Source organism: Enterococcus gallinarum (assembly GCF_021496385.1).
Lineage (GTDB): Bacteria > Bacillota > Bacilli > Lactobacillales > Enterococcaceae > Enterococcus_D > Enterococcus_D gallinarum.
The window spans coordinates 554,752-573,052 of sequence record NZ_CP050816.1; the positions used below are offsets into that span (position 1 = coordinate 554,752).

17 protein-coding genes are annotated in these 18,301 nt (G+C 37.2%); 2 read left to right on the forward strand and 15 right to left on the reverse strand.

Annotation, left to right across the window (positions count from 1 at the left end; all coding sequences use genetic code 11):
* Positions 1 to 46: 46 nt before the first annotated feature.
* Complete coding sequence (locus HED61_RS02650) at positions 47 to 442, reverse strand: DUF4809 family protein (protein ID WP_103300721.1); 396 nt, start codon at positions 440 to 442, stop codon at positions 47 to 49.
* A 144-nt stretch (positions 443 to 586) separates the two neighbouring features.
* Between HED61_RS02650 and HED61_RS02655 the strand changes: the two genes are divergently transcribed.
* The gene (locus HED61_RS02655) at positions 587 to 790 is read left to right on the forward strand and encodes a hypothetical protein (RefSeq protein ID WP_003129262.1); all 204 of its coding nucleotides are present in this window, start codon (positions 587 to 589) and stop codon (positions 788 to 790) included.
* 41 nt (positions 791 to 831) lie between these two features.
* On the opposite strand, the gene HED61_RS02660 is transcribed toward HED61_RS02655, so the two are convergent.
* A complete protein-coding gene (locus HED61_RS02660) occupies positions 832 to 1,650 on the reverse strand; it encodes a ZIP family metal transporter (protein ID WP_003129261.1) in 819 nt (272 codons plus the stop codon).
* A gap of 197 nt (positions 1,651 to 1,847) precedes the next feature.
* On the opposite strand from HED61_RS02660, the gene HED61_RS02665 reads away from it, so the two are divergent.
* Complete coding sequence (locus HED61_RS02665; protein ID WP_003129260.1) at positions 1,848 to 3,470, forward strand: ABC-F family ATP-binding cassette domain-containing protein; 1,623 nt, start codon at positions 1,848 to 1,850, stop codon at positions 3,468 to 3,470.
* Between the two features lie 62 nt (positions 3,471 to 3,532).
* On the opposite strand, the gene HED61_RS02670 is transcribed toward HED61_RS02665, so the two are convergent.
* From HED61_RS02670 to dnaN, 13 genes are all read right to left on the reverse strand, one after another.
* Entirely contained in the window at positions 3,533 to 4,408 is an 876-nt protein-coding gene (locus HED61_RS02670; protein WP_060813749.1) for a DegV family protein, read from the reverse strand.
* A gap of 152 nt (positions 4,409 to 4,560) precedes the next feature.
* Positions 4,561 to 5,853, reverse strand: a complete 1,293-nt coding sequence (locus HED61_RS02675; protein WP_021148909.1) for an adenylosuccinate synthase — start codon at positions 5,851 to 5,853, stop codon at positions 4,561 to 4,563.
* Between the two features lie 202 nt (positions 5,854 to 6,055).
* Positions 6,056 to 7,426, reverse strand: coding sequence for a replicative DNA helicase (gene dnaB, locus HED61_RS02680; protein WP_003129256.1), 1,371 nt, complete (start codon positions 7,424 to 7,426; stop codon positions 6,056 to 6,058).
* Between the two features lie 121 nt (positions 7,427 to 7,547).
* A complete protein-coding gene (gene rplI / locus HED61_RS02685) occupies positions 7,548 to 8,000 on the reverse strand; it encodes a 50S ribosomal protein L9 (protein WP_003129255.1) in 453 nt (150 codons plus the stop codon).
* A gap of 13 nt (positions 8,001 to 8,013) precedes the next feature.
* Positions 8,014 to 9,465 (reverse strand): GGDEF domain-containing protein, encoded by a 1,452-nt coding sequence (locus HED61_RS02690; protein WP_003129254.1) that lies wholly within the window; start codon positions 9,463 to 9,465, stop codon positions 8,014 to 8,016.
* A gap of 259 nt (positions 9,466 to 9,724) precedes the next feature.
* Complete coding sequence (rpsR, locus tag HED61_RS02695) at positions 9,725 to 9,961, reverse strand: 30S ribosomal protein S18 (RefSeq protein ID WP_003129253.1); 237 nt, start codon at positions 9,959 to 9,961, stop codon at positions 9,725 to 9,727.
* Between the two features lie 23 nt (positions 9,962 to 9,984).
* Positions 9,985 to 10,503, reverse strand: a complete 519-nt coding sequence (gene ssb / locus HED61_RS02700) for a single-stranded DNA-binding protein (RefSeq protein WP_003129252.1) — start codon at positions 10,501 to 10,503, stop codon at positions 9,985 to 9,987.
* Positions 10,504 to 10,545: 42 nt separating this feature from the next.
* Positions 10,546 to 10,845, reverse strand: a complete 300-nt coding sequence (rpsF, locus tag HED61_RS02705) for a 30S ribosomal protein S6 (RefSeq protein WP_003129251.1) — start codon at positions 10,843 to 10,845, stop codon at positions 10,546 to 10,548.
* A gap of 223 nt (positions 10,846 to 11,068) precedes the next feature.
* Entirely contained in the window at positions 11,069 to 13,546 is a 2,478-nt protein-coding gene (gene gyrA / locus HED61_RS02710; RefSeq protein WP_103300723.1) for a DNA gyrase subunit A, read from the reverse strand.
* A gap of 23 nt (positions 13,547 to 13,569) precedes the next feature.
* A complete protein-coding gene (gene gyrB / locus HED61_RS02715; protein ID WP_003129249.1) occupies positions 13,570 to 15,519 on the reverse strand; it encodes a DNA topoisomerase (ATP-hydrolyzing) subunit B in 1,950 nt (649 codons plus the stop codon).
* 5 nt (positions 15,520 to 15,524) lie between these two features.
* Positions 15,525 to 16,637 (reverse strand): DNA replication/repair protein RecF, encoded by a 1,113-nt coding sequence (recF, locus tag HED61_RS02720; protein WP_003129248.1) that lies wholly within the window; start codon positions 16,635 to 16,637, stop codon positions 15,525 to 15,527.
* Positions 16,624 to 16,863: a S4 domain-containing protein YaaA gene (gene yaaA, locus HED61_RS02725; protein WP_003129246.1), complete on the reverse strand. Its 240-nt coding sequence runs from the start codon at positions 16,861 to 16,863 to the stop codon at positions 16,624 to 16,626. Before yaaA ends, recF begins: the two co-directional genes overlap by 14 nt.
* Before the next feature lie 224 nt (positions 16,864 to 17,087).
* The gene (gene dnaN / locus HED61_RS02730; protein ID WP_003129245.1) at positions 17,088 to 18,218 is read right to left on the reverse strand and encodes a DNA polymerase III subunit beta; all 1,131 of its coding nucleotides are present in this window, start codon (positions 18,216 to 18,218) and stop codon (positions 17,088 to 17,090) included.
* Positions 18,219 to 18,301: the final 83 nt, after the last annotated feature.

The following is an 18,301-nucleotide window of genomic DNA, read 5'->3' on the forward strand; positions in this document are numbered from 1 at the left end:
TCACTTTTGATTGAAAGTTTCTTTTTCAAGCTGCTTTTCTGATTGATTATGCTTGTTCAATTACAAATTCAACTGGTTCCATAGCGAAGAGTTGCTGTAAAACTGCATTTGCTTCTGTAAACAATTCCTGATCACAGGCTTTTTTCTGACAAACAATTCTTTGTTCTTTTGAAACAAATACTTGTGTAGCATCATTATCCACAAATTTCACTTCTTGATTCTCTTTTCGAAAAATGTAGCCCTCTTCTTCGTTTAATAATAGCGCTGTCTGCCAATGCTCATTTTGGATAAGTGGCATTACTAAAGATGCTACGTCCAGATTTTCTACAGAAACTTCTTTACCATTCTCTAAGTGCATCGTAAACGTTTCTAACTCAAAGGCCTGGCAAGCATTGCACCCTCCTTCCGTAATAAAATGTTTACTTTTGATAATTGCTTTCATGTTCTCACCTGCTTTTTTTTACCAGTTTACCTCACTAACATCTCTTTGACTACCGACGGAGAAAAAATTCCGCCTTAAGATGGATGTTCCACCTCTTCTTTCTTGATAAAATAAATTTAAGAAAAAGGCATAGGAGGATTTATTATGAATACACAAAGTTTGTTAGGTAAAATCGTAACTGTTGTAGCAGTTTTAGTTCTGGCTTCATTGCTCTTATCTCTCGTCTTAGGATTAATTGGCGGATTGATTGGTTTAATTTTTCGTTTTGGTATTCCTTTATTGTTAGCTGTTCTAATTGTTCGGTGGCTGACAAACGTTCGACAACGACCAAAAAAATACTATAACTAACAAAAAGACTTGGAGCATTATCTGTTCCAAGTCTTTTTTGATTATCCTAAAGCAACATCCAAAACCATCATCAGAATGAAGCCTGTCATAACACCAAAAACTGCAAAATGCCGTCGACTACTAGCTGTTTGTTGTGCTTCAGGTATTAGTTCCTCTACCACTACATAAATCATCGCTCCCGCTGCAAATGCTAAAGCATATGGCAAAACGGCTGTCATACTTGTTACCAGCAAAGCGCCTATAACACCGGCAATCGGTTCAACGATCCCAGAAGCTTGTCCATAGACAAAGGCCTTATTACGACTCAATCCTTCCTGTCTTAAAGGAATAGATACAGCAGCTCCTTCGGGAAAATTTTGGATCCCAATACCTATAGCTACTGAAATAGCTGCCAAAACTGCTGCCCGAGGATCTTCCGAGCTGGCGGCTGCTCCAAAAGCCACACCAACTGCCAAGCCTTCAGGAATATTGTGTAATGTGATGGAGAATACCAACAGAATCGTTCGTTTTAAATGGCTTGGAAAGCCTTCTGTTTCATGGTTAGGACCAAAGTGCATATGCGGTAATGTTTTGTCTGCAGCATATAAAAATAGTCCACCCAATCCAAAACCAATACTAACCACAAGCCATGGGATATCCCCATTTTCTTCCGCACGAGCGATAGCAGGGTCTAGTAATGACCAAAAACTTGCAGCAATCATTACACCGGAAGCGAATCCCAACATCGTATTCAGAACATTTTTATTGATATCCTTAAAAAAATAAACAAGTGCCGCACCTAGAGCAGTCATGGCGTATGTAAATAAAGTACCAGCCAAAGCCTGCTGCCACGGGGACAGTTGCATTAACCATTCAACCAAAACATTTCTCTCCTCCTATCTTCTCCCTTTACTCTAGCATAGGAAAACGCTTGATTCTAGCCTTTTGTTTTACTCAAAATAATTCTAAGCTCCTTGTTTGATTGTAGGGAAATCCTTGAGTTTACTTGAAACTTTCAACATTCATCGCTATAATGCTAGGAGACTCAATGTCAATATATATAAAGTGAGGAAAAGAATTGATTACAGTAAGTGATGTAAGTTTGCATTTTTCAGATCGCAAACTGTTCGACGATGTTAATATTAAGTTTACGCCTGGCAATTGCTATGGTTTGATTGGTGCAAATGGTGCTGGTAAATCAACTTTCTTAAAAATATTATCTGGAGAAATCCAACCATCTACAGGAAATGTTTCATTAGGACCCGATGAACGAATGGCTGTTTTGAAACAAAATCATTTTGACTTCGAAGAATACCCAGTTATTGAAACTGTTATCATGGGTCACAAACGATTATACGATGTAATGAAAGAAAAAGATGCGATCTACATGAAAGAAGACTTTAGTGACGAAGATGGTATCCGTGCTGCTGAACTAGAAGGAGAGTTTGCTGAACTGGATGGTTGGGAAGCTGAACCTGAAGCCGCAGTTCTCTTACAAGGGTTGAATATCCCTGATGAATTACACCATGTCCAAATGAAAGAATTAACAGCTGGTCAACGTGTGAAAGTGTTGTTAGCACAAGCTCTTTTCGGAAAACCAGACGTCTTGCTCTTGGATGAGCCGACTAATGGATTGGATATCCAATCTATTAACTGGTTAGAAGAATTTTTAATCAACTTTGATAATACCGTTATCGTAGTTTCCCATGACCGTCACTTCTTAAATAAAGTATGTACCCATATGGCAGATCTAGATTTTGGGAAGATCAAACTGTACGTCGGAAACTATGATTTTTGGTTAGAATCAAGTCAATTAGCAGCAAAATTGCAATCACAATCAAATGCGAAAAAAGAAGAACAAATCAAAGAACTGCAAGAATTTATTGCCCGCTTTAGTGCAAACGCGTCAAAATCAAAGCAAGCCACTTCTCGAAAGAAAATGTTGGATAAAATCACACTTGATGATATTCAACCTTCTTCACGCCGCTATCCTTTTGTAGGATTTAAACCAGAACGGGAAATTGGGAATGACTTGTTGCAAGTAGATAATGTCAGTGTGACTATTGACGGTAAAAAGATTTTAGATAATATCTCATTCACTTTGAATAAAGATGACAAAGTTGCTTTTATTGCCAACAACGACATCACAACGACTACACTATTCAAAGTTATTATGGGCGAGATCGTGCCAGATACTGGTAGTGTACGCTGGGGTGTTACAACACAACACGCTTACTTGCCAAAAGATACTACTGGTGAATTTGATACGGATACACCAATTGTTGATTGGTTGCGTCAGTATGCTAGTAAAGAAGAGGATGATAATACATTCTTGCGTAGTTTCTTAGGTCGGATGCTGTTTTCAGGTGATGAAGTCTTAAAACCAGTCAATGTTCTATCGGGTGGCGAAAAAGTTCGTTGTATGTTATCAAAACTAATGCTATCAAAAGCTAATGTTCTTGTCTTAGACGATCCAACAAATCACTTAGATTTAGAATCGATCACTGCATTGAATGATGGCCTTATGGCTTTTACTGGCTCTTTACTTTTTGCCTCTCATGATCATCAATTTATTCAAACGCTCGCAAATCGAATTATCGCCGTTTCAAATAAAGGTGTTGTTGATCGTGCAGAGACTACCTATGATGAGTTCTTAGACAACAAAGATGTACAACAAAGAATTCAAGAATTATATAATTGATCTCCAAATGAAAAAGCCAAATGCAAGAACTCTTGCATTTGGCTTTTATATTTAAGAGAAAATCAATCACTGATCAAACGTGTTTTTCCGAATGAAAAAAGTGCCAAACAACCATATCCTGTATGGCTGGCAATTGTTGGTCCTAAAGGATAATGATAAATAATTAATGCTGGAAATTGCTCTTTCAAGAGTCTTAACACTTTTTCTGCTGCTTCGTCATCACCTGCATTTGCAAGATAAACCGTCTCTATTTGAGATTCACGCAGATTCGCTACTGTTTTATCAACAATTTTTTGAATTGATTTATTTCGACCTCTCACTTTATCGACATTTTTCAACTTTCCTTCTGTATCTACAGTAATAATTGGTTTAACATTTAATAGGCCGCCAATGGCCGCTGCTGTTTTAGATATTCTACCGCCTCTTTCAAGATGTCGAAGATCATCAACTGTCACCCAAGAATCTAGAGATAATTTATGTTCTTCTACCCACTGGCTGACCTCATGAAGAGACCAACCTTCACTTTGTCTTTTTGCTGCTTCCGCTACTAAAAAACCCTCTCCCAAACTAGCAGATTTTGTATCAATGAGTGTGATTTCAGCATGAGGGTATTCTTCTTTAAGAATAGCAACAGCTTGAACAGCGCTTTGAAAAGAACCGCTCATTCCAGACGAAAAACCTAGATAAAGTATCGGCGTGTGCGATTCTACATATGGACGAAAAAATTCAACATAACGTCCGACGTTGATTTGAGAAGTTGTCGGTTGTGCATTTTCTTTTAATTTTTCTAAAAACCACTTGGCATCAAATTGTTCACCCATATCATCGATATATTCTTTTCCTTCAAGTTCAATTGTCATAGATATATATTGAACACCCAATTCAGCTAATCTTTTTGCTGGTAGATCACAACATGAATCTGTAATGATTTGATACATAGGTACACCCCCTTTGATAACCTTATTATAGCAAAAAAAGAACAAGGCAGAAGAAATCATACTTGAAGACGGGAAAATCATCGATTTTCTTCTAAAATACTCTGCCTTGTTCTTTCTACTATTCAATTCTACTAATTAATTCTACCCACTGATTAGATTTGTGCCCAAACACTCTCTAATATATTCGTTTGATTACGATCTGGCCCTACTGAAAATGTTGAGATACGAACCCCAACTAATTCAGAGATACGATGTACATAGTTACGTGCATTTTCAGGAAGATCAGCTAATGTTTTGCATCCAGTAATATCTTCTGACCAGCCTGGTAACTCTTCATAGACTGGTTTACAACGATTCAATTCTTTTAGACTTGCAGGATAATGATAAATCAATTCTCCATCTAATTCATAAGCAGTACAAATTTTTACAGTTTCCAAGCCGCTCAAAACATCAATTGAATTTAGAGACAGATTCGTGATACCAGAAACACGTTTTGAATGACGCATGACAACAGAGTCAAACCAACCAACACGACGTGGACGACCAGTTGTCGTACCATATTCACGGCCAACTTCACGAATTTGATTGCCTGTTTCATCAAAAAGTTCTGTTGGGAATGGGCCATCACCAACTCTTGAAGTATATGCTTTACAAACACCAACTACTTTATTGATTTTAGAAGGACCCACTCCACTACCAATGGTTACTCCACCAGCTACTGGATTTGAGGATGTTACGAACGGATATGTTCCTTGATCAATATCTAGCATAACTCCTTGAGCACCTTCAAACAGTACGCGTTTTCCTTGATCTAGCGCATCGTTTAGAATAACTGAAGTATCCGTTACATATTTCTTGATTTGTTGACCATATTCATAATACTCTTCAAAAATATCTTCAAAAGCAATCGGCTCATCATCAAACATTTTAACAAATTGACGATTTTTTTCTTCAAGATTGATACGTAATCTTTCTTCAAAAATTTCTTTATCAAGAAGATCAGCAATTCGAATACCTACACGAGCGGCTTTATCCATATAAGCTGGACCAATCCCTTTGATCGTTGTTCCGATTTTATTGTCACCTTTAGCATCTTCTTGTAACTGATCTAATTTGATATGATACGGTAAAATAACATGGGCACGGTCAGAAATTTTCAAATTATCTGTTATTATATTATTCTCTTTTAGATAGGCAAGTTCCTTAACAAGAGATTTTGGATTCACAACTACGCCATTTCCGATCACGCTAATTTTATCTTTATAAAAAATACCGGATGGAATCAAGTGTAATTTATATGTTACTCCATCAAACTTAATAGTATGTCCTGCATTGTCTCCACCTTGATAACGTGCAATCACTTCCGCATTTTCACTCAAAAAGTCGGTAATCTTCCCTTTTCCTTCATCGCCCCATTGGGTACCTACTACTACTACAGATGACATTTAATGACCTCTTTCTTTATATATTGCACTCCATAAGTATTGTACCAGTATTCGATCATGGATTCAATCTAAAATCGAATGATTGAATCGATTAAAATGAAAAAAAGCAGAAAAAAACGAACTATATTTTATTTATTTTTTTTATACAAAGCTAAATACGAATAAAAAAAGCGACCGGCAATAGTACCAGTCGCAACCTATCCTATGCAAACTCAACTCTTGGAGATAGAGAGGAAAACTTATTGTATTCCTTGATAAACAATAATTCAACTGTTCCCCGTGCTCCACTTCTGTTCTTTTCAATAATCACTTCAATGACATTATTGTTTTGCGGCTCTTCACCGCCATCCTCTTCGTCACCTTCACGTTGATAGTAATCGTCTCGATAGAGAAATGCAACAATGTCTGCATCTTGCTCAATAGATCCAGATTCACGAATATCACTTAAAACTGGACGTTTATCTTGGCGTTGTTCCACCCCTCGTGATAATTGAGAAAGCGCAATAACTGGAACTTTTAATTCTTTGGCTAATTTCTTCAATTGCCGAGAAATCTCAGAGACCTCTTGTTGACGGTTTTCTCTTCCTGTACCTTCAATCAATTGCAAATAATCAATCAATATCAAACCCAAATTCCCTTTTTCCTGTGCTAATTTACGACAACGTGCTCGAATCTCGGAAATTTTGATTCCAGGTGTATCATCAATATAAATACTAGCATTCGACAAACTTCCCATGGCCACGATCAAATTGCGCCACTCTTCTTCTGACAGTTGACCGGTCCGTAAATGGCTGGCTTCAATAGATCCTTCCGCACATAGCATTCGATTGACTAATGATTCTGCACCCATCTCTAAGCTGAAGATGGCGACAGAACGATCTGTTTTTGTTCCTACATTTTGTGCTATATTTAGTGCAAAAGCTGTTTTACCAACAGCAGGACGTGCTGCTAAAATAATTAGCTCTTCTTTTTGAAGTCCAGCTGTCATTTTATCTAAAGCTGCATAGCCAGTAGGCAATCCGGTAATTTCTTCGTTATTTTGCGCTAACTGATCAATATTTTCAATTGTTCGATTTAACACATCAGCAATAGACTGAAATCCGTTGCTATTTCTTTTTTCTGAAACCTCTAAAATGCTTTTCTCTGCTTGATCGACAATCGATTGAACATCTTCATCTTGTTCAAACCCCTTTGTCACGATACGACTAGCGGTTTGAATCAAGTTGCGTAAAGTCGCTTTGTCGTCCACGATTTTTGCATAATAAGCAATACTAGCGGCCGAAGGAGAAGCTTGGCTAAGTTCTGTTAAATAAGTAAGCCCGCCGATATCTTCCAGACTATTACTTTTTTCTATTTCTGCTTTCAATGTGATTAGGTCGATGGATTCATTACGATCATTGAGTTGAATCATCGCTTGAAAGATAATCTGATGGCTGCGCCGATAAAAATCTTGTGGTTCAATAATTTCCATCGCATCAATAATTGAATCCGCGTCTAAAAAGATTGCTCCTAAAACCGCTTGCTCAGCTTCAATGTCTTGAGGCGGAATTTGATTTTGCCATACTTCATTCATGACTTTCGCTCCTAATCTAGTGTTCATTTATTCTACAGGATATCAAATCAAAGCACAAGAGAACCTCGATTACAAAAATATCCGCTTAAAAAATCCCAACATTTTACTGTTGGGAAACTTTTTATTCTTGTACCGTTTGGACGGTAATTGTAGCAGTTACTTTAGAATGTAATTTGACGGGCACCTTTGTATAACCTAATGCCCGAATGGGTTGTTCTAACTCAATTTTCCGCTTGTCCAATTTTATACTATATTGTTTGTTCAAAGCATCAGCAATTTGTTTTGATGGAATAGAACCAAACAATCGACCATCTTCTCCTGCTTTCGCTTTAATTCTAACAACTGTTTCTTCCTTTTCAAGGACTGTTTTTAGTTCTTCAGCCTCCGCCAGTAATTCCGCTTCATGTTTTTCTTGTGCTTTTTGTTTTCCTTTTAATTCGGCCATGCTTTCATTATTAGCTGGTTTAGCTAAGTTGTTTTTAATTAAGAAGTTTTGTGCATACCCATTTGGTACATCCTTAATATCTCCTTTTTTTCCTTTTCCTTTAACATCTTGCAAGAAAATAACTTTCATCTGTGGTCACTCCTCATTCTCTTTCTAACTTGTTAAGTTCTTGAATTAACATTTTTTTGACTTCATCCAAGCTTTTATCCTTGATTTGAGTAGCTGCATTTGTGAAGTGGCCTCCTCCACCAAGTGCTTCCATTAAAACTTGCACGTTGATTTTGCCAGTGCTTCGAGCACTAATACCGATCAACTTACTAGGCTGCCTTGTGATCACAAAAGCAGCATGAATCCCATTGATTGATAAAAGCGTATCCGCTGCCTTAGCGACTGTCACACTGTCATATACTCGTTTATCATCAGCTACTGCGATAACGATATCTTCTTTGTAATGTTTGCTTTTAGAAACTAGTTCACTAATCATTAAATAGGAATCTAAATCCGTACTAAGCATATATTGAACAAGTGAAGTATCCGCACCTTGATTTTTGAGGTATCCAGCTATATCAAAAGTTCTACCAGTTGTTCGAACAGAGAAATTCTTTGTATCGACATAAATTCCCGCCAATAAAGAAGTAGTGATAAATTTGGGAATTTGTGTTTTGCGAGTAGAACGATATTGTATCAACTCAGCGACTAACTCTGATGCCGAAGATGCTGTTGATTCAATATAAGTCAACAACGGCTTATCTGGAAACTCATCTCCGCGACGGTGATGATCAATTACAGCAATTTTATCAAATACATCATAAACTTTTTGTGAGATTGACATAGACGGTTTATGATAATCAACCATTACTAAGACACTTTCCTCATTGGATAAAGTTACAGCTTCCTCACCTGAAATAACAATTCGTTCTAAATCAGGATATTTCTTCAATTCTTCTAATACCCGTTCAATATCCGCAGTAATTTCTTTAGGATTTAAAATGATGTAACATTCACGTTCACTCATCATTGCCATATAAGCAACTCCAAAGGCTGCACCTAAAGCATCCATATCAGGGTACCTGTGTCCCATGATAAATACCTTTTTATTATCAGCAAATATTTTTTTTAATGTAGTACTCATAGCCCGAGAGCGAACACGAGTTCTCTTGGGCGTACCATCTGTATTCCCCCCAAAAAACTGTGGTTTTGCTTCCTCATCAGCTTTCTTCAGTACCACTTGATCCCCACCACGTACCAAGGCGATATCTAAATTATTTTGAGCTACTTCGCCTATTGTCTCTAGCGATTCTTCTCCGTAAGATATTCCCATACTAATGGTTAAGGCTAAGTCATTCTTTTCAGCAATATTACGAACACGTGTCAAAAATTCAAAATTCCCTTTTTTCATCTTCTCAATATCTTCAATCTTGGCAACAAAAAGAAAGCGTTCAGAATTAATCCGCTTATAAAAGATATGATTTTCACTGGCCCAATCTGAAATCAGCGTCGTGATCAAAGAGTTCAAGTAGGATATTTGTTTGTCATCTTTTTTGTCAATTAGATCATCATAGTTATCAATTGAAATAAGTCCGATTGCTGACATAATTTAACTCCTCAATAAACTGCTATAGAAATATTAAACACTTTTATATTTTACCACATCTTATACGAATAAGCGATTTCCTAAATAAAGTTTCACGTGAAACTTTATTTAGGAAACCACAAATCAAATACCGGCAAAGATTTTTTCGTTATTTAAAAACAGAATTAAATAACAAATACACTAAATGTTTTTAGTAATAGTATATACAAAAAAAGTTGACAACTGTCAAAAACAGTTGTCAACTTTTGAATAGTAAAAATTATTCTTCGCCTACAAATGGAAGTAATCCCATGATACGTGCGCGTTTAATTGCAACAGTTAGTTTACGTTGGTTTTTAGCCCCTGTACCTGTTACACGACGTGGCAAAATTTTTCCACGTTCAGAAATGAAACGTTTTAACAATTCTGTATCTTTATAATCGATGTGTTCGATATGATTTGCAGCAATATAGTCTACTTTGCGACGTTTACGTCCGCCTCTTCTTTGTTGTGCCATTCTATTTCCCTCCTATCAATTTATTAGAATGGTAAATCATCGTCTGAAATGTCAATTGACGAGTTTCCGAATGGATCAGAATTATCTCGATCAAAGTTAGGCATTCCTGATGGTTGAGAGGATTGATTTTGATTTGTGCTATTGTTTCCGAATCCAGAAGAACCACTAGTATTATACGAAGTATTTCCACCGCTTTCGGTAGTGCGTCGTTGTTCAGAAGCATTACGAGATTCTAACAATTGAAAATTGTCTGCTACAACTTCAGTTACATATACACGTTGTCCTTGTTGATTGTCATAAGAACGTGTTTGGATTCTTCCAGTCACACCAAGTAATGTACCCTTACGAGCATAATTAGCCAGTGTTTCTGCAGGTTTTCTCCAAATCACACAATTGATGAAATCAGCTTCACGTTCTCCACTTTGGTTTGTAAAATTACGATTTACAGCCAATGTAAAAGACGCGACGCCAGTGCCGTTAGCAGTGTATCGTAAATCAGGATCTTTGGTTAATCTTCCTACTAATACAACATTATTAATCAAAGTTCATCATCTCCTCATCGCTTTGTTTCATGTGAAACAATTTTATTCTTCTTCTTTGACAATCATGTGACGGATAATATCGTCATTGATTTTAGCAAGACGGTCAAATTCATTGATTGCACTTGCATTTGATGGAGAAGAAACTTTAACGATGTGATAGATACCCTCACGGAATCCATCCATTTCATACGCTAGACGGCGTTTTTGCCAATCTTTAGACTCGATAACTTCAGCTCCGTTATCTGTCAAGATCGTGTCAAAACGTGCGATCAATGCAGATTTTGCTTCTTCATCAATGTTTGGACGAATGATGTATAAGATCTCATATTTCGTATTTTCCATTGATTATTCACCTCCCTGTGGTCTTAGGCCCCTAGTATATTCTAGGAGCAGAGAGAGTCGCCTGATTAGACTACTCACAAATACCAATTATACATTTTTTTCATCCATAATACAAGATTAATTTTTTGACTTTTGACAGTAAAATTGCTTGCATCAATAAGTACGCACAAAATATTTTCATTTATTAAAAAAACTCCAACAACATCGTGTTGGAGTTACATTACTATTCATCATACTGACTTTCAGAAGATATTTCTTCTTCTGTTTCAGAAACTTCCGGATCTACAGTGGCCATCGTGACTACTTTCGCTCCGTTTTCCATCTTCATTAAGCGAACGCCTAAAGTTGCACGTCCAGTTTGAGATACTGTTTCAACGTTAAATCGGATAATGACACCTTTGTCTGTAATTAGCATGATATCTTCTTTGCCTGAAACTGTAGTCAATCCAGCTAACGGTCCATTTTTCGCAGTAATATTCGCAGTTTTTATTCCTTTACCACCACGCCCTTTTATTGGGTATTCTGAACCTTTTGTACGTTTTCCGTAGCCATTCTCTGTGATAACTAATACTTCACTATCTTCTTTGATCACAGAAGCGCCGACAACATAGTCATCTTCTCTTAAACGGATGCCTCGAACGCCTGCAGCAGTTCGTCCCATATCTCGAACCAGCTCTTCTTTAAATGTAACTGAATAGCCATTGTGTGTACCAATAATCATCACATCTTGCCCATTGGTTTCTACTACATTAACTAATTCATCATTTTCGCGTAACCCAATAGCAATCAATCCATTGGCCCGAATATTGGAGAAAGCAGTAACTGATGTACGTTTTACTATACCTAGCCGTGTCGTGAAGAACAGATAACGTCCTTCTTGAGGTCCTCCAGAAGCAGAGATAATCGCTTCGATGCGTTCGTTTGAATCAATACCTAAAAGATTGATCACAGGAATACCTTTAGCAGCTCGTCCGTATTCAGGAATTTCGTATCCTTTAGCTTTATAAACTTTCCCCATGTTAGTAAAGAAAAGTAAAGTATCATGAGTTGAACAAGAAATCAACGTTTTAACAAAGTCTTCATCGTGAATCCCCATGCCTTGAACACCACGACCTCCACGACGTTGAGCCCGAAATTCAGAATTTGCTACTCGTTTGATATACCCATTATTTGTCAGCGTAATGACAATTTCTTCTTCTTCAATCAAATCTTCATCTTCAAGACTCAATACTTCTCCAACAAGTAATTCTGTTCGGCGCTCATCACCAAAGCGTTGACCTAATTCTTGCAATTCTGTTTGGATAATTTCTAAAACTCGCTGAGGATTAGCTAAAATATCTTTTAAGTCAGCAATCAATTCCAACAAACTTTGATATTCATTTTCAATCTTGTCTCTTTCTAATCCTGTTAAACGTCGCAAACGCATATCTAGAATCGCTTGCGCTTGTCGATCTGATAGACTGAAACGTTCCATCATTGTGTTTTTTGCTTCATCATCTGAATTAGATGCTCTAATCAATGCAATGATTTCATCAATATGATCAAGAGCAATCCGTAATCCTTCCAAGATGTGAGCACGTGCTTCTGCTTTGTTTTTATCAAATTGAGTACGACGCGTTACTACCTCTTGTTGATGCTCGATATAATTTTCTAAAATTCGTTTCAAACTTAAAATTTTTGGTACGCCTTTTTCAATCGCCAGCATATTAAAGCCAAAAGATGATTGAAGAGCCGTCATTTTATAAAGGTTGTTCAAAATAACTGAAGCACTAACGTCACGACGAACATCGATCACAATACGCATACCTTCTCGAGAAGATTCATCGCGCAAGTCCGTAATACCTTCGATTCGTTTGTCTCGATGAAGTTCTGAAATCCGCTCAATTAATTTTGCTTTATTGACCATGTACGGCAATTCGGTGACTAGAATTCTTTCTTTACCATTAGGCATCTCAGTAACTTCAACTTTTCCTCGTACCGTAATGGACCCTTTACCTGTCTCATAGGCCCGTCGAATACCTGATTTACCCATAACTAGGCCGCCCGTTGGAAAATCAGGTCCGGGCAAAACTTCCATCAATTCATTCGTTGTTACTTCAGGATTTTCCATTAGCAGCTCAATAGCCGCAATTACTTCATTCAAATTATGTGGTGGAATGTTCGTTGCCATACCTACCGCAATACCTGTTGTACCATTGACTAAGAGATTAGGAAAACGAGCAGGCAATACTGCAGGTTCTCTTTCAGTATCGTCGTAATTACTTTGAAAATCGACGGTATCTTTATTAATGTCTCTTAGCATTTCCATTGCTAATTTGCTCATGCGGGCTTCAGTATACCGCATCGCGGCAGCACCATCACCATCGACTGAACCAAAGTTACCATGACCATCCACTAACATATAACGATAACTAAACGGTTGCGCCATCCGCACCATTGATTCGTAAATCGCACTATCACCATGAGGGTGATATTTACCCATTACATCACCGACGATACGGGCTGATTTTTTATGAGGTTTGTCTGGTGTAACCCCTAATTCATTCATTCCATATAAAATTCTACGATGAACTGGTTTTAGTCCATCTCGAACATCTGGCAAGGCCCTTGCAACAATAACACTCATCGCATAATCGATAAAGGACTCACGCATTTCACTTGTCAGATTGACATCATGAATATTTTGTTTTGCTTCACTCAAGCTATTTCCTCCTTTACGATTGGCTAGATATCAAGATTTTTAACATAATGTGCATTCTCTTCAATAAAGGCACGCCTTGGTTCTACACGATCGCCCATTAGCATTTCAAAAATTTGATCTGCTTCAATTGCATCGTCTACACTTACACGGAGCATCATCCGGTTTTCCGGATCCATTGTTGTTTCCCAAAGCTGATGGTCATCCATCTCACCTAAACCTTTGTATCGTTGAACACTTGGTTTAGGCGTGGCAGGCAATGACTCGATTGTATTCTTCAAATCTTGTTCTGCGTTTTTGCCTGGTTGGATATAATGGATATTTTTTCCTTGTTTTACCCCATAAAGTGGTGGTTGAGCAATATAAACATACCCAGCTTCAACAATTGGTCGCATATAGCGATAGAATAAAGTTAATAGCAATGTTCGGATATGTGCGCCATCGACGTCGGCATCAGTCATAATTACTAATTTATGATAACGTGCCTTAGAAACATCAAAGTCTGCTCCAAATCCTGTGCCCATCGCTGTAAATAGTGAACGGATTTCTTCATTTGCCAAAATTTTATCCATGCTTGCTTTTTCGACATTTAAAATTTTCCCTCGAATAGGCAGAATCGCTTGGAATTCACGACTCCGTCCTTGTTTAGCTGATCCTCCAGCTGAGTCTCCTTCGACAATAAATAATTCGCATTTCTCAGGATCATTACTTGAACAATCTGCTAGCTTACCTGGCAGATTACTAATTTCAAGAGCACCTTTACGTCGAGTCATCTCACGCGCACGCTTAGCTGCTTGACGTGCTTTAGAGGCTAGCAGTCCTTTTTCAACTACTTGGCGCCCAACTGCTGGATTCTCCATCAAAAATTTTGTGAAATGTTCTGAAAATAAACGATCAGTTACAGTCCGCACTTCTGAGTTCCCTAATTTTGTTTTTGTTTGTCCTTCAAACTGAGGATCTGGATGTTTGATGGAAATAACCGCTGTAAGACCTTCTCGAACATCTTCACCTGTTAGATTCTCATCATTTTCTTTCATTAGCTTAGATTTACGTGCATAGTCATTGATAACCCGAGTCAAAGCTGTCTTGAATCCAGACTCATGTGTACCACCTTCATACGTATGAATATTATTAGCAAAACTTAGCAAATTGTTATGATAGCTATCTGTGTATTGTAGAGAAACTTCAACCGTGATGCCCTGTTGTTCCCCTTCAAGATAGATTGGTTCAGGAAAAATAACTGTCTTACTTGCATTTAAGTGTTCAACGTAGCTTTTAATTCCGCCGTCATAATGATATTCCTTCAGAACAGGATGTTCTTCTCGTTTATCTTCAATTGAAATTTTTAAGCCGCGATTCAGAAAAGCTAATTCTCGAACACGTGTAGCCAACTTATCAAAGTTAAAAACAGTAGTTTCTGTAAATATTTCAGGATCCGGTACAAAGTGAACAGTGGTCCCATGACGATCTGTTTCACCAATCACTTTTAGATCTTCGACAACAGCTCCCCGATGGTATTCTTGATAATAAACTTTGCCTTCTTTGAATACTTTAACATCTAATGTGGTAGATAATGCGTTTACCACTGAAGAACCTACCCCATGCAAGCCTCCTGAAACTTTATATCCGCCACCGCCAAATTTTCCTCCTGCATGAAGAATAGTAAATACGGTTTCAACAGCAGGTCTGCCAGTTTTTGCTTGAATATCTACAGGAATTCCCCGACCGTCATCGACAACAGTAATACTATTGTCTTCTTCGATAATTACTTGAATCGCTGTAGCAAAACCAGCAAGTGCTTCATCAATCGAATTATCTACGATTTCCCACACAAGGTGATGGAGCCCTTCTGAACTGGTCGATCCGATATACATTCCTGGACGCTTGCGTACCGCTTCTAAACCTTCTAAGACTTGAATCTGACTGGCGTCATATTCTTTGGCACGTTCAACTAAACTTTTTTCTTCTTCTGTCATTCAGTCTATTCTCCTTTTATGTGTCCTTTGTCTACGTAAAAAATCTCTGCTTCAACAGACATTTTATCTTTTACATGTTCAAGTGTGGTTGTAGTAATAAATGTTTGTACTTTTCCTTCAATTGTTTCTAGTAAGTGTAACTGACGAGAATCGTCTAATTCACTCATGACATCATCTAACAAAAGAACCGGATATTCTCCCGTTTCTTCTTTCATCAAATCAATCTCTGCCAATTTTACACTTAATGCAGTGGTTCGCTGTTGACCTTGGGATCCGAATGTTTGAACATTCCTATCATTGATTAAAAAGTTGAGATCATCTCGGTGTGGACCCACTAGAGAAATCTGTCTCATTTTTTCACGTGTTTTCACTTGATCCAGTGCATCTTTGAATTGTTGTTGAACTTGTTCTAGAGATGCACTTACAGTACCAACACTAGACAAGTATTCTATTTGTAAAACTTCTTTTTCATCACTTATTTTTTGATGGAGTTGATTGGCCCAAAATGCTAATCGTTTTACAAAACGTTGTCGTGCAAAAATGATCTTGCTGCCAAATTCAATCAATTGTTCAGTCAACACAGTGAGATAGAGCTCATCATTTTGCTTTTTTTCAAATAATTGCTTCAAATACTGATTTCGCTGTTTCAAAACACTTTGATATTGCACAAGATCATACAAATAAATCGGATCAATCTGTCCAATTTCCATATCGATAAATTTTCTTCTTACTTGAGGACTTCCTTTAACAAGTGAAAGATCTTCGGGGGCAAAAAGAATTACATTCAATTGCCCTATGTAACTACTAAGTTTTTTTTGCTCAATATGATTGACTTTCGTTTTACGACCTTTTTTAGTTAAAAATAATTCTAATGGTATGGTAGAATGCCCTCGAGACACAGCTCCGCTAACTTGAGCCCCAGCTGTATCCCAACGAATCAACTCTTGTTCACTTGTAGTTCGATGACTTTTTGTCATCGCTAAAACATAAATACTTTCTAAAACGTTGGTTTTTCCTTGAGCATTCTCGCCTAAAAAAATGACAAGATTTTTATCGAAAGATAACTCCAAAGATTCATAGTTGCGATAATTATTTAGCTGAAGATTATTCAGACGCATCTGAGGCTTCCTTCTTTACCATAAAAAAAGTACCCTCATCAGGTATCTCAATCCTCATTCCCGCATATAATTTGCGGCCTCGTCTATTCTCTGGCTCTCCGTCTACAAGTACCGTATGTTCAGCTAGGAACCATTTTGCTTGTCCTCCACTGCTGATTACGCTGACTTCTTTCAACATTTGTCCTAACGTCATATATTCAGTTTCTAAAGGTATTTGCATTTTCATATTATCCCTCGATTCTATAGAAGAACGTATACCATTATTATACTCTTTTTTAAGGAATAAAACAAATTTATCCGTATAATTTTCATTCTGAGAAGTTTTGATTGTTTTAGATAAAAAATAAGCAAAAACAAAAAGAAGGGCTTAAAATCGATTTTAAGCCCTTCTAAACTATTTTTGTATTTTCAGACGTTTGTTTCATGCATTTACAATAAACATGAAAAATTCTAATTTGTGCGGACTGGTGTAATCAATTGAATAAAGCTTCCTTGACTTTCAGTTGGTTCCAAAGTGAATGGTCTGATAGCAGAAATAAAGCGAATCGTGATGCTTGTATCTCCAAAAGCTCTTAGAGCCGCCTTCATGTAATCAGGATTGAAAGAGATTTCCAATGGTTCTCCTGAAACTTGCTCGTAGGATAGATCTTCTTCTACTTTACCAATCTCAGGAGAATTCCCATATAAAATAACAGAATCTTCATTTATTGACAAACGAACGATGTTATTTCTTCCTTCATGTGAAAGTAAAGATGCGCGTTCGATGGCTGACAACAATTCTGGAACTGAAAATTCAATTTCTGTGTTAAAGCTTGATGGTATCAATCGATTTGTATCTGGGTAAGTCCCTTCTAATAGGCGTGAATAGAACTTCATTGTATTGGTTTGGAACAATACTTGATTATCCATGATACTGATTTGAATAGCTTCTTCTTCATCTGTTAAAGAACGGGACAATTCAGTCAAACTTTTCCCAGGAATAACGATGTTGAAATTCGCTTCCCCACTTTCTAATGGAATTACTCGTTGACTTAATCGATGGGAATCTGTAGCTACAGCTAATAATTTCTTATTTTCAAGAACAAAATGAACACCGGTTAGAATTGGACGACTTTCGTGCTGTGAAACAGCAAAAACTGTTTCGTTAACAATTTTATTTAGAATGTGAGCAGGAACTTCGATGCGATCTTGACTTTCGACAACTGGTAAATGTGGATAACTATCAGCATCTAATCCATTTACAGTAAAGTTAGCTTTCCCTGAAGTTATTGCTACTTGGTTATTTTCTATCACTTCCAGCGTAACAGTATTATCCGGTAAGCGACGAATGATTTCACTAAAAAATCGTGCTTGTAAAACAATTGCTCCTGTTTGTTCAATTTTCATTTGAACTTTTTCTTTCTCTACGCTTAAAAAAGTCTCAATTGAAATATCAGCATTACTTCCTGTCAGAGTTAAACCTTTATCAGTTAGAACTAATTTAACACCTGTAAGGATCGGTATGGTTGTTTTTGATGAAATGGCACGTTGAACGGTTTGTAATTCTTGCATGAACTCTGTTCGATTTAAAGTTACTTTCATTAGGAGCACTCCTTTTATTTATAGTTATTAAATAAAGTAATAGTAGTAATAGGCTTGTTAGTATTGTGGATAACTAGAAAATA

Bases quoted from the DNA above. Each gene is read 5' to 3' on its own strand.
- HED61_RS02650 (WP_103300721.1), bottom strand. From the start codon at position 442: ATGAAAGCAATTATCAAAAGTAAACATTTTATTACGGAAGGAGGGTGC.
- HED61_RS02655 (WP_003129262.1), top strand. From the start codon at position 587: ATGAATACACAAAGTTTGTTAGGTAAAATCGTAACTGTTGTAGCAGTT.
- HED61_RS02670 (WP_060813749.1), bottom strand. From the start codon at position 4,408: ATGTATCAAATCATTACAGATTCATGTTGTGATCTACCAGCAAAAAGA.
- HED61_RS02675 (WP_021148909.1), bottom strand. From the start codon at position 5,853: ATGTCATCTGTAGTAGTAGTAGGTACCCAATGGGGCGATGAAGGAAAA.
- dnaB (WP_003129256.1), bottom strand. From the start codon at position 7,426: ATGAATGAAGTATGGCAAAATCAAATTCCGCCTCAAGACATTGAAGCT.
- rplI (WP_003129255.1), bottom strand. From the start codon at position 8,000: ATGAAAGTTATTTTCTTGCAAGATGTTAAAGGAAAAGGAAAAAAAGGA.
- HED61_RS02690 (WP_003129254.1), bottom strand. From the start codon at position 9,465: ATGTCAGCAATCGGACTTATTTCAATTGATAACTATGATGATCTAATT.
- rpsR (WP_003129253.1), bottom strand. From the start codon at position 9,961: ATGGCACAACAAAGAAGAGGCGGACGTAAACGTCGCAAAGTAGACTAT.
- rpsF (WP_003129251.1), bottom strand. From the start codon at position 10,845: ATGGAAAATACGAAATATGAGATCTTATACATCATTCGTCCAAACATT.
- gyrB (WP_003129249.1), bottom strand. From the start codon at position 15,519: ATGACAGAAGAAGAAAAAAGTTTAGTTGAACGTGCCAAAGAATATGAC.
- recF (WP_003129248.1), bottom strand. From the start codon at position 16,637: ATGCGTCTGAATAATCTTCAGCTAAATAATTATCGCAACTATGAATCT.
- yaaA (WP_003129246.1), bottom strand. From the start codon at position 16,863: ATGAAAATGCAAATACCTTTAGAAACTGAATATATGACGTTAGGACAA.
- dnaN (WP_003129245.1), bottom strand. From the start codon at position 18,218: ATGAAAGTAACTTTAAATCGAACAGAGTTCATGCAAGAATTACAAACC.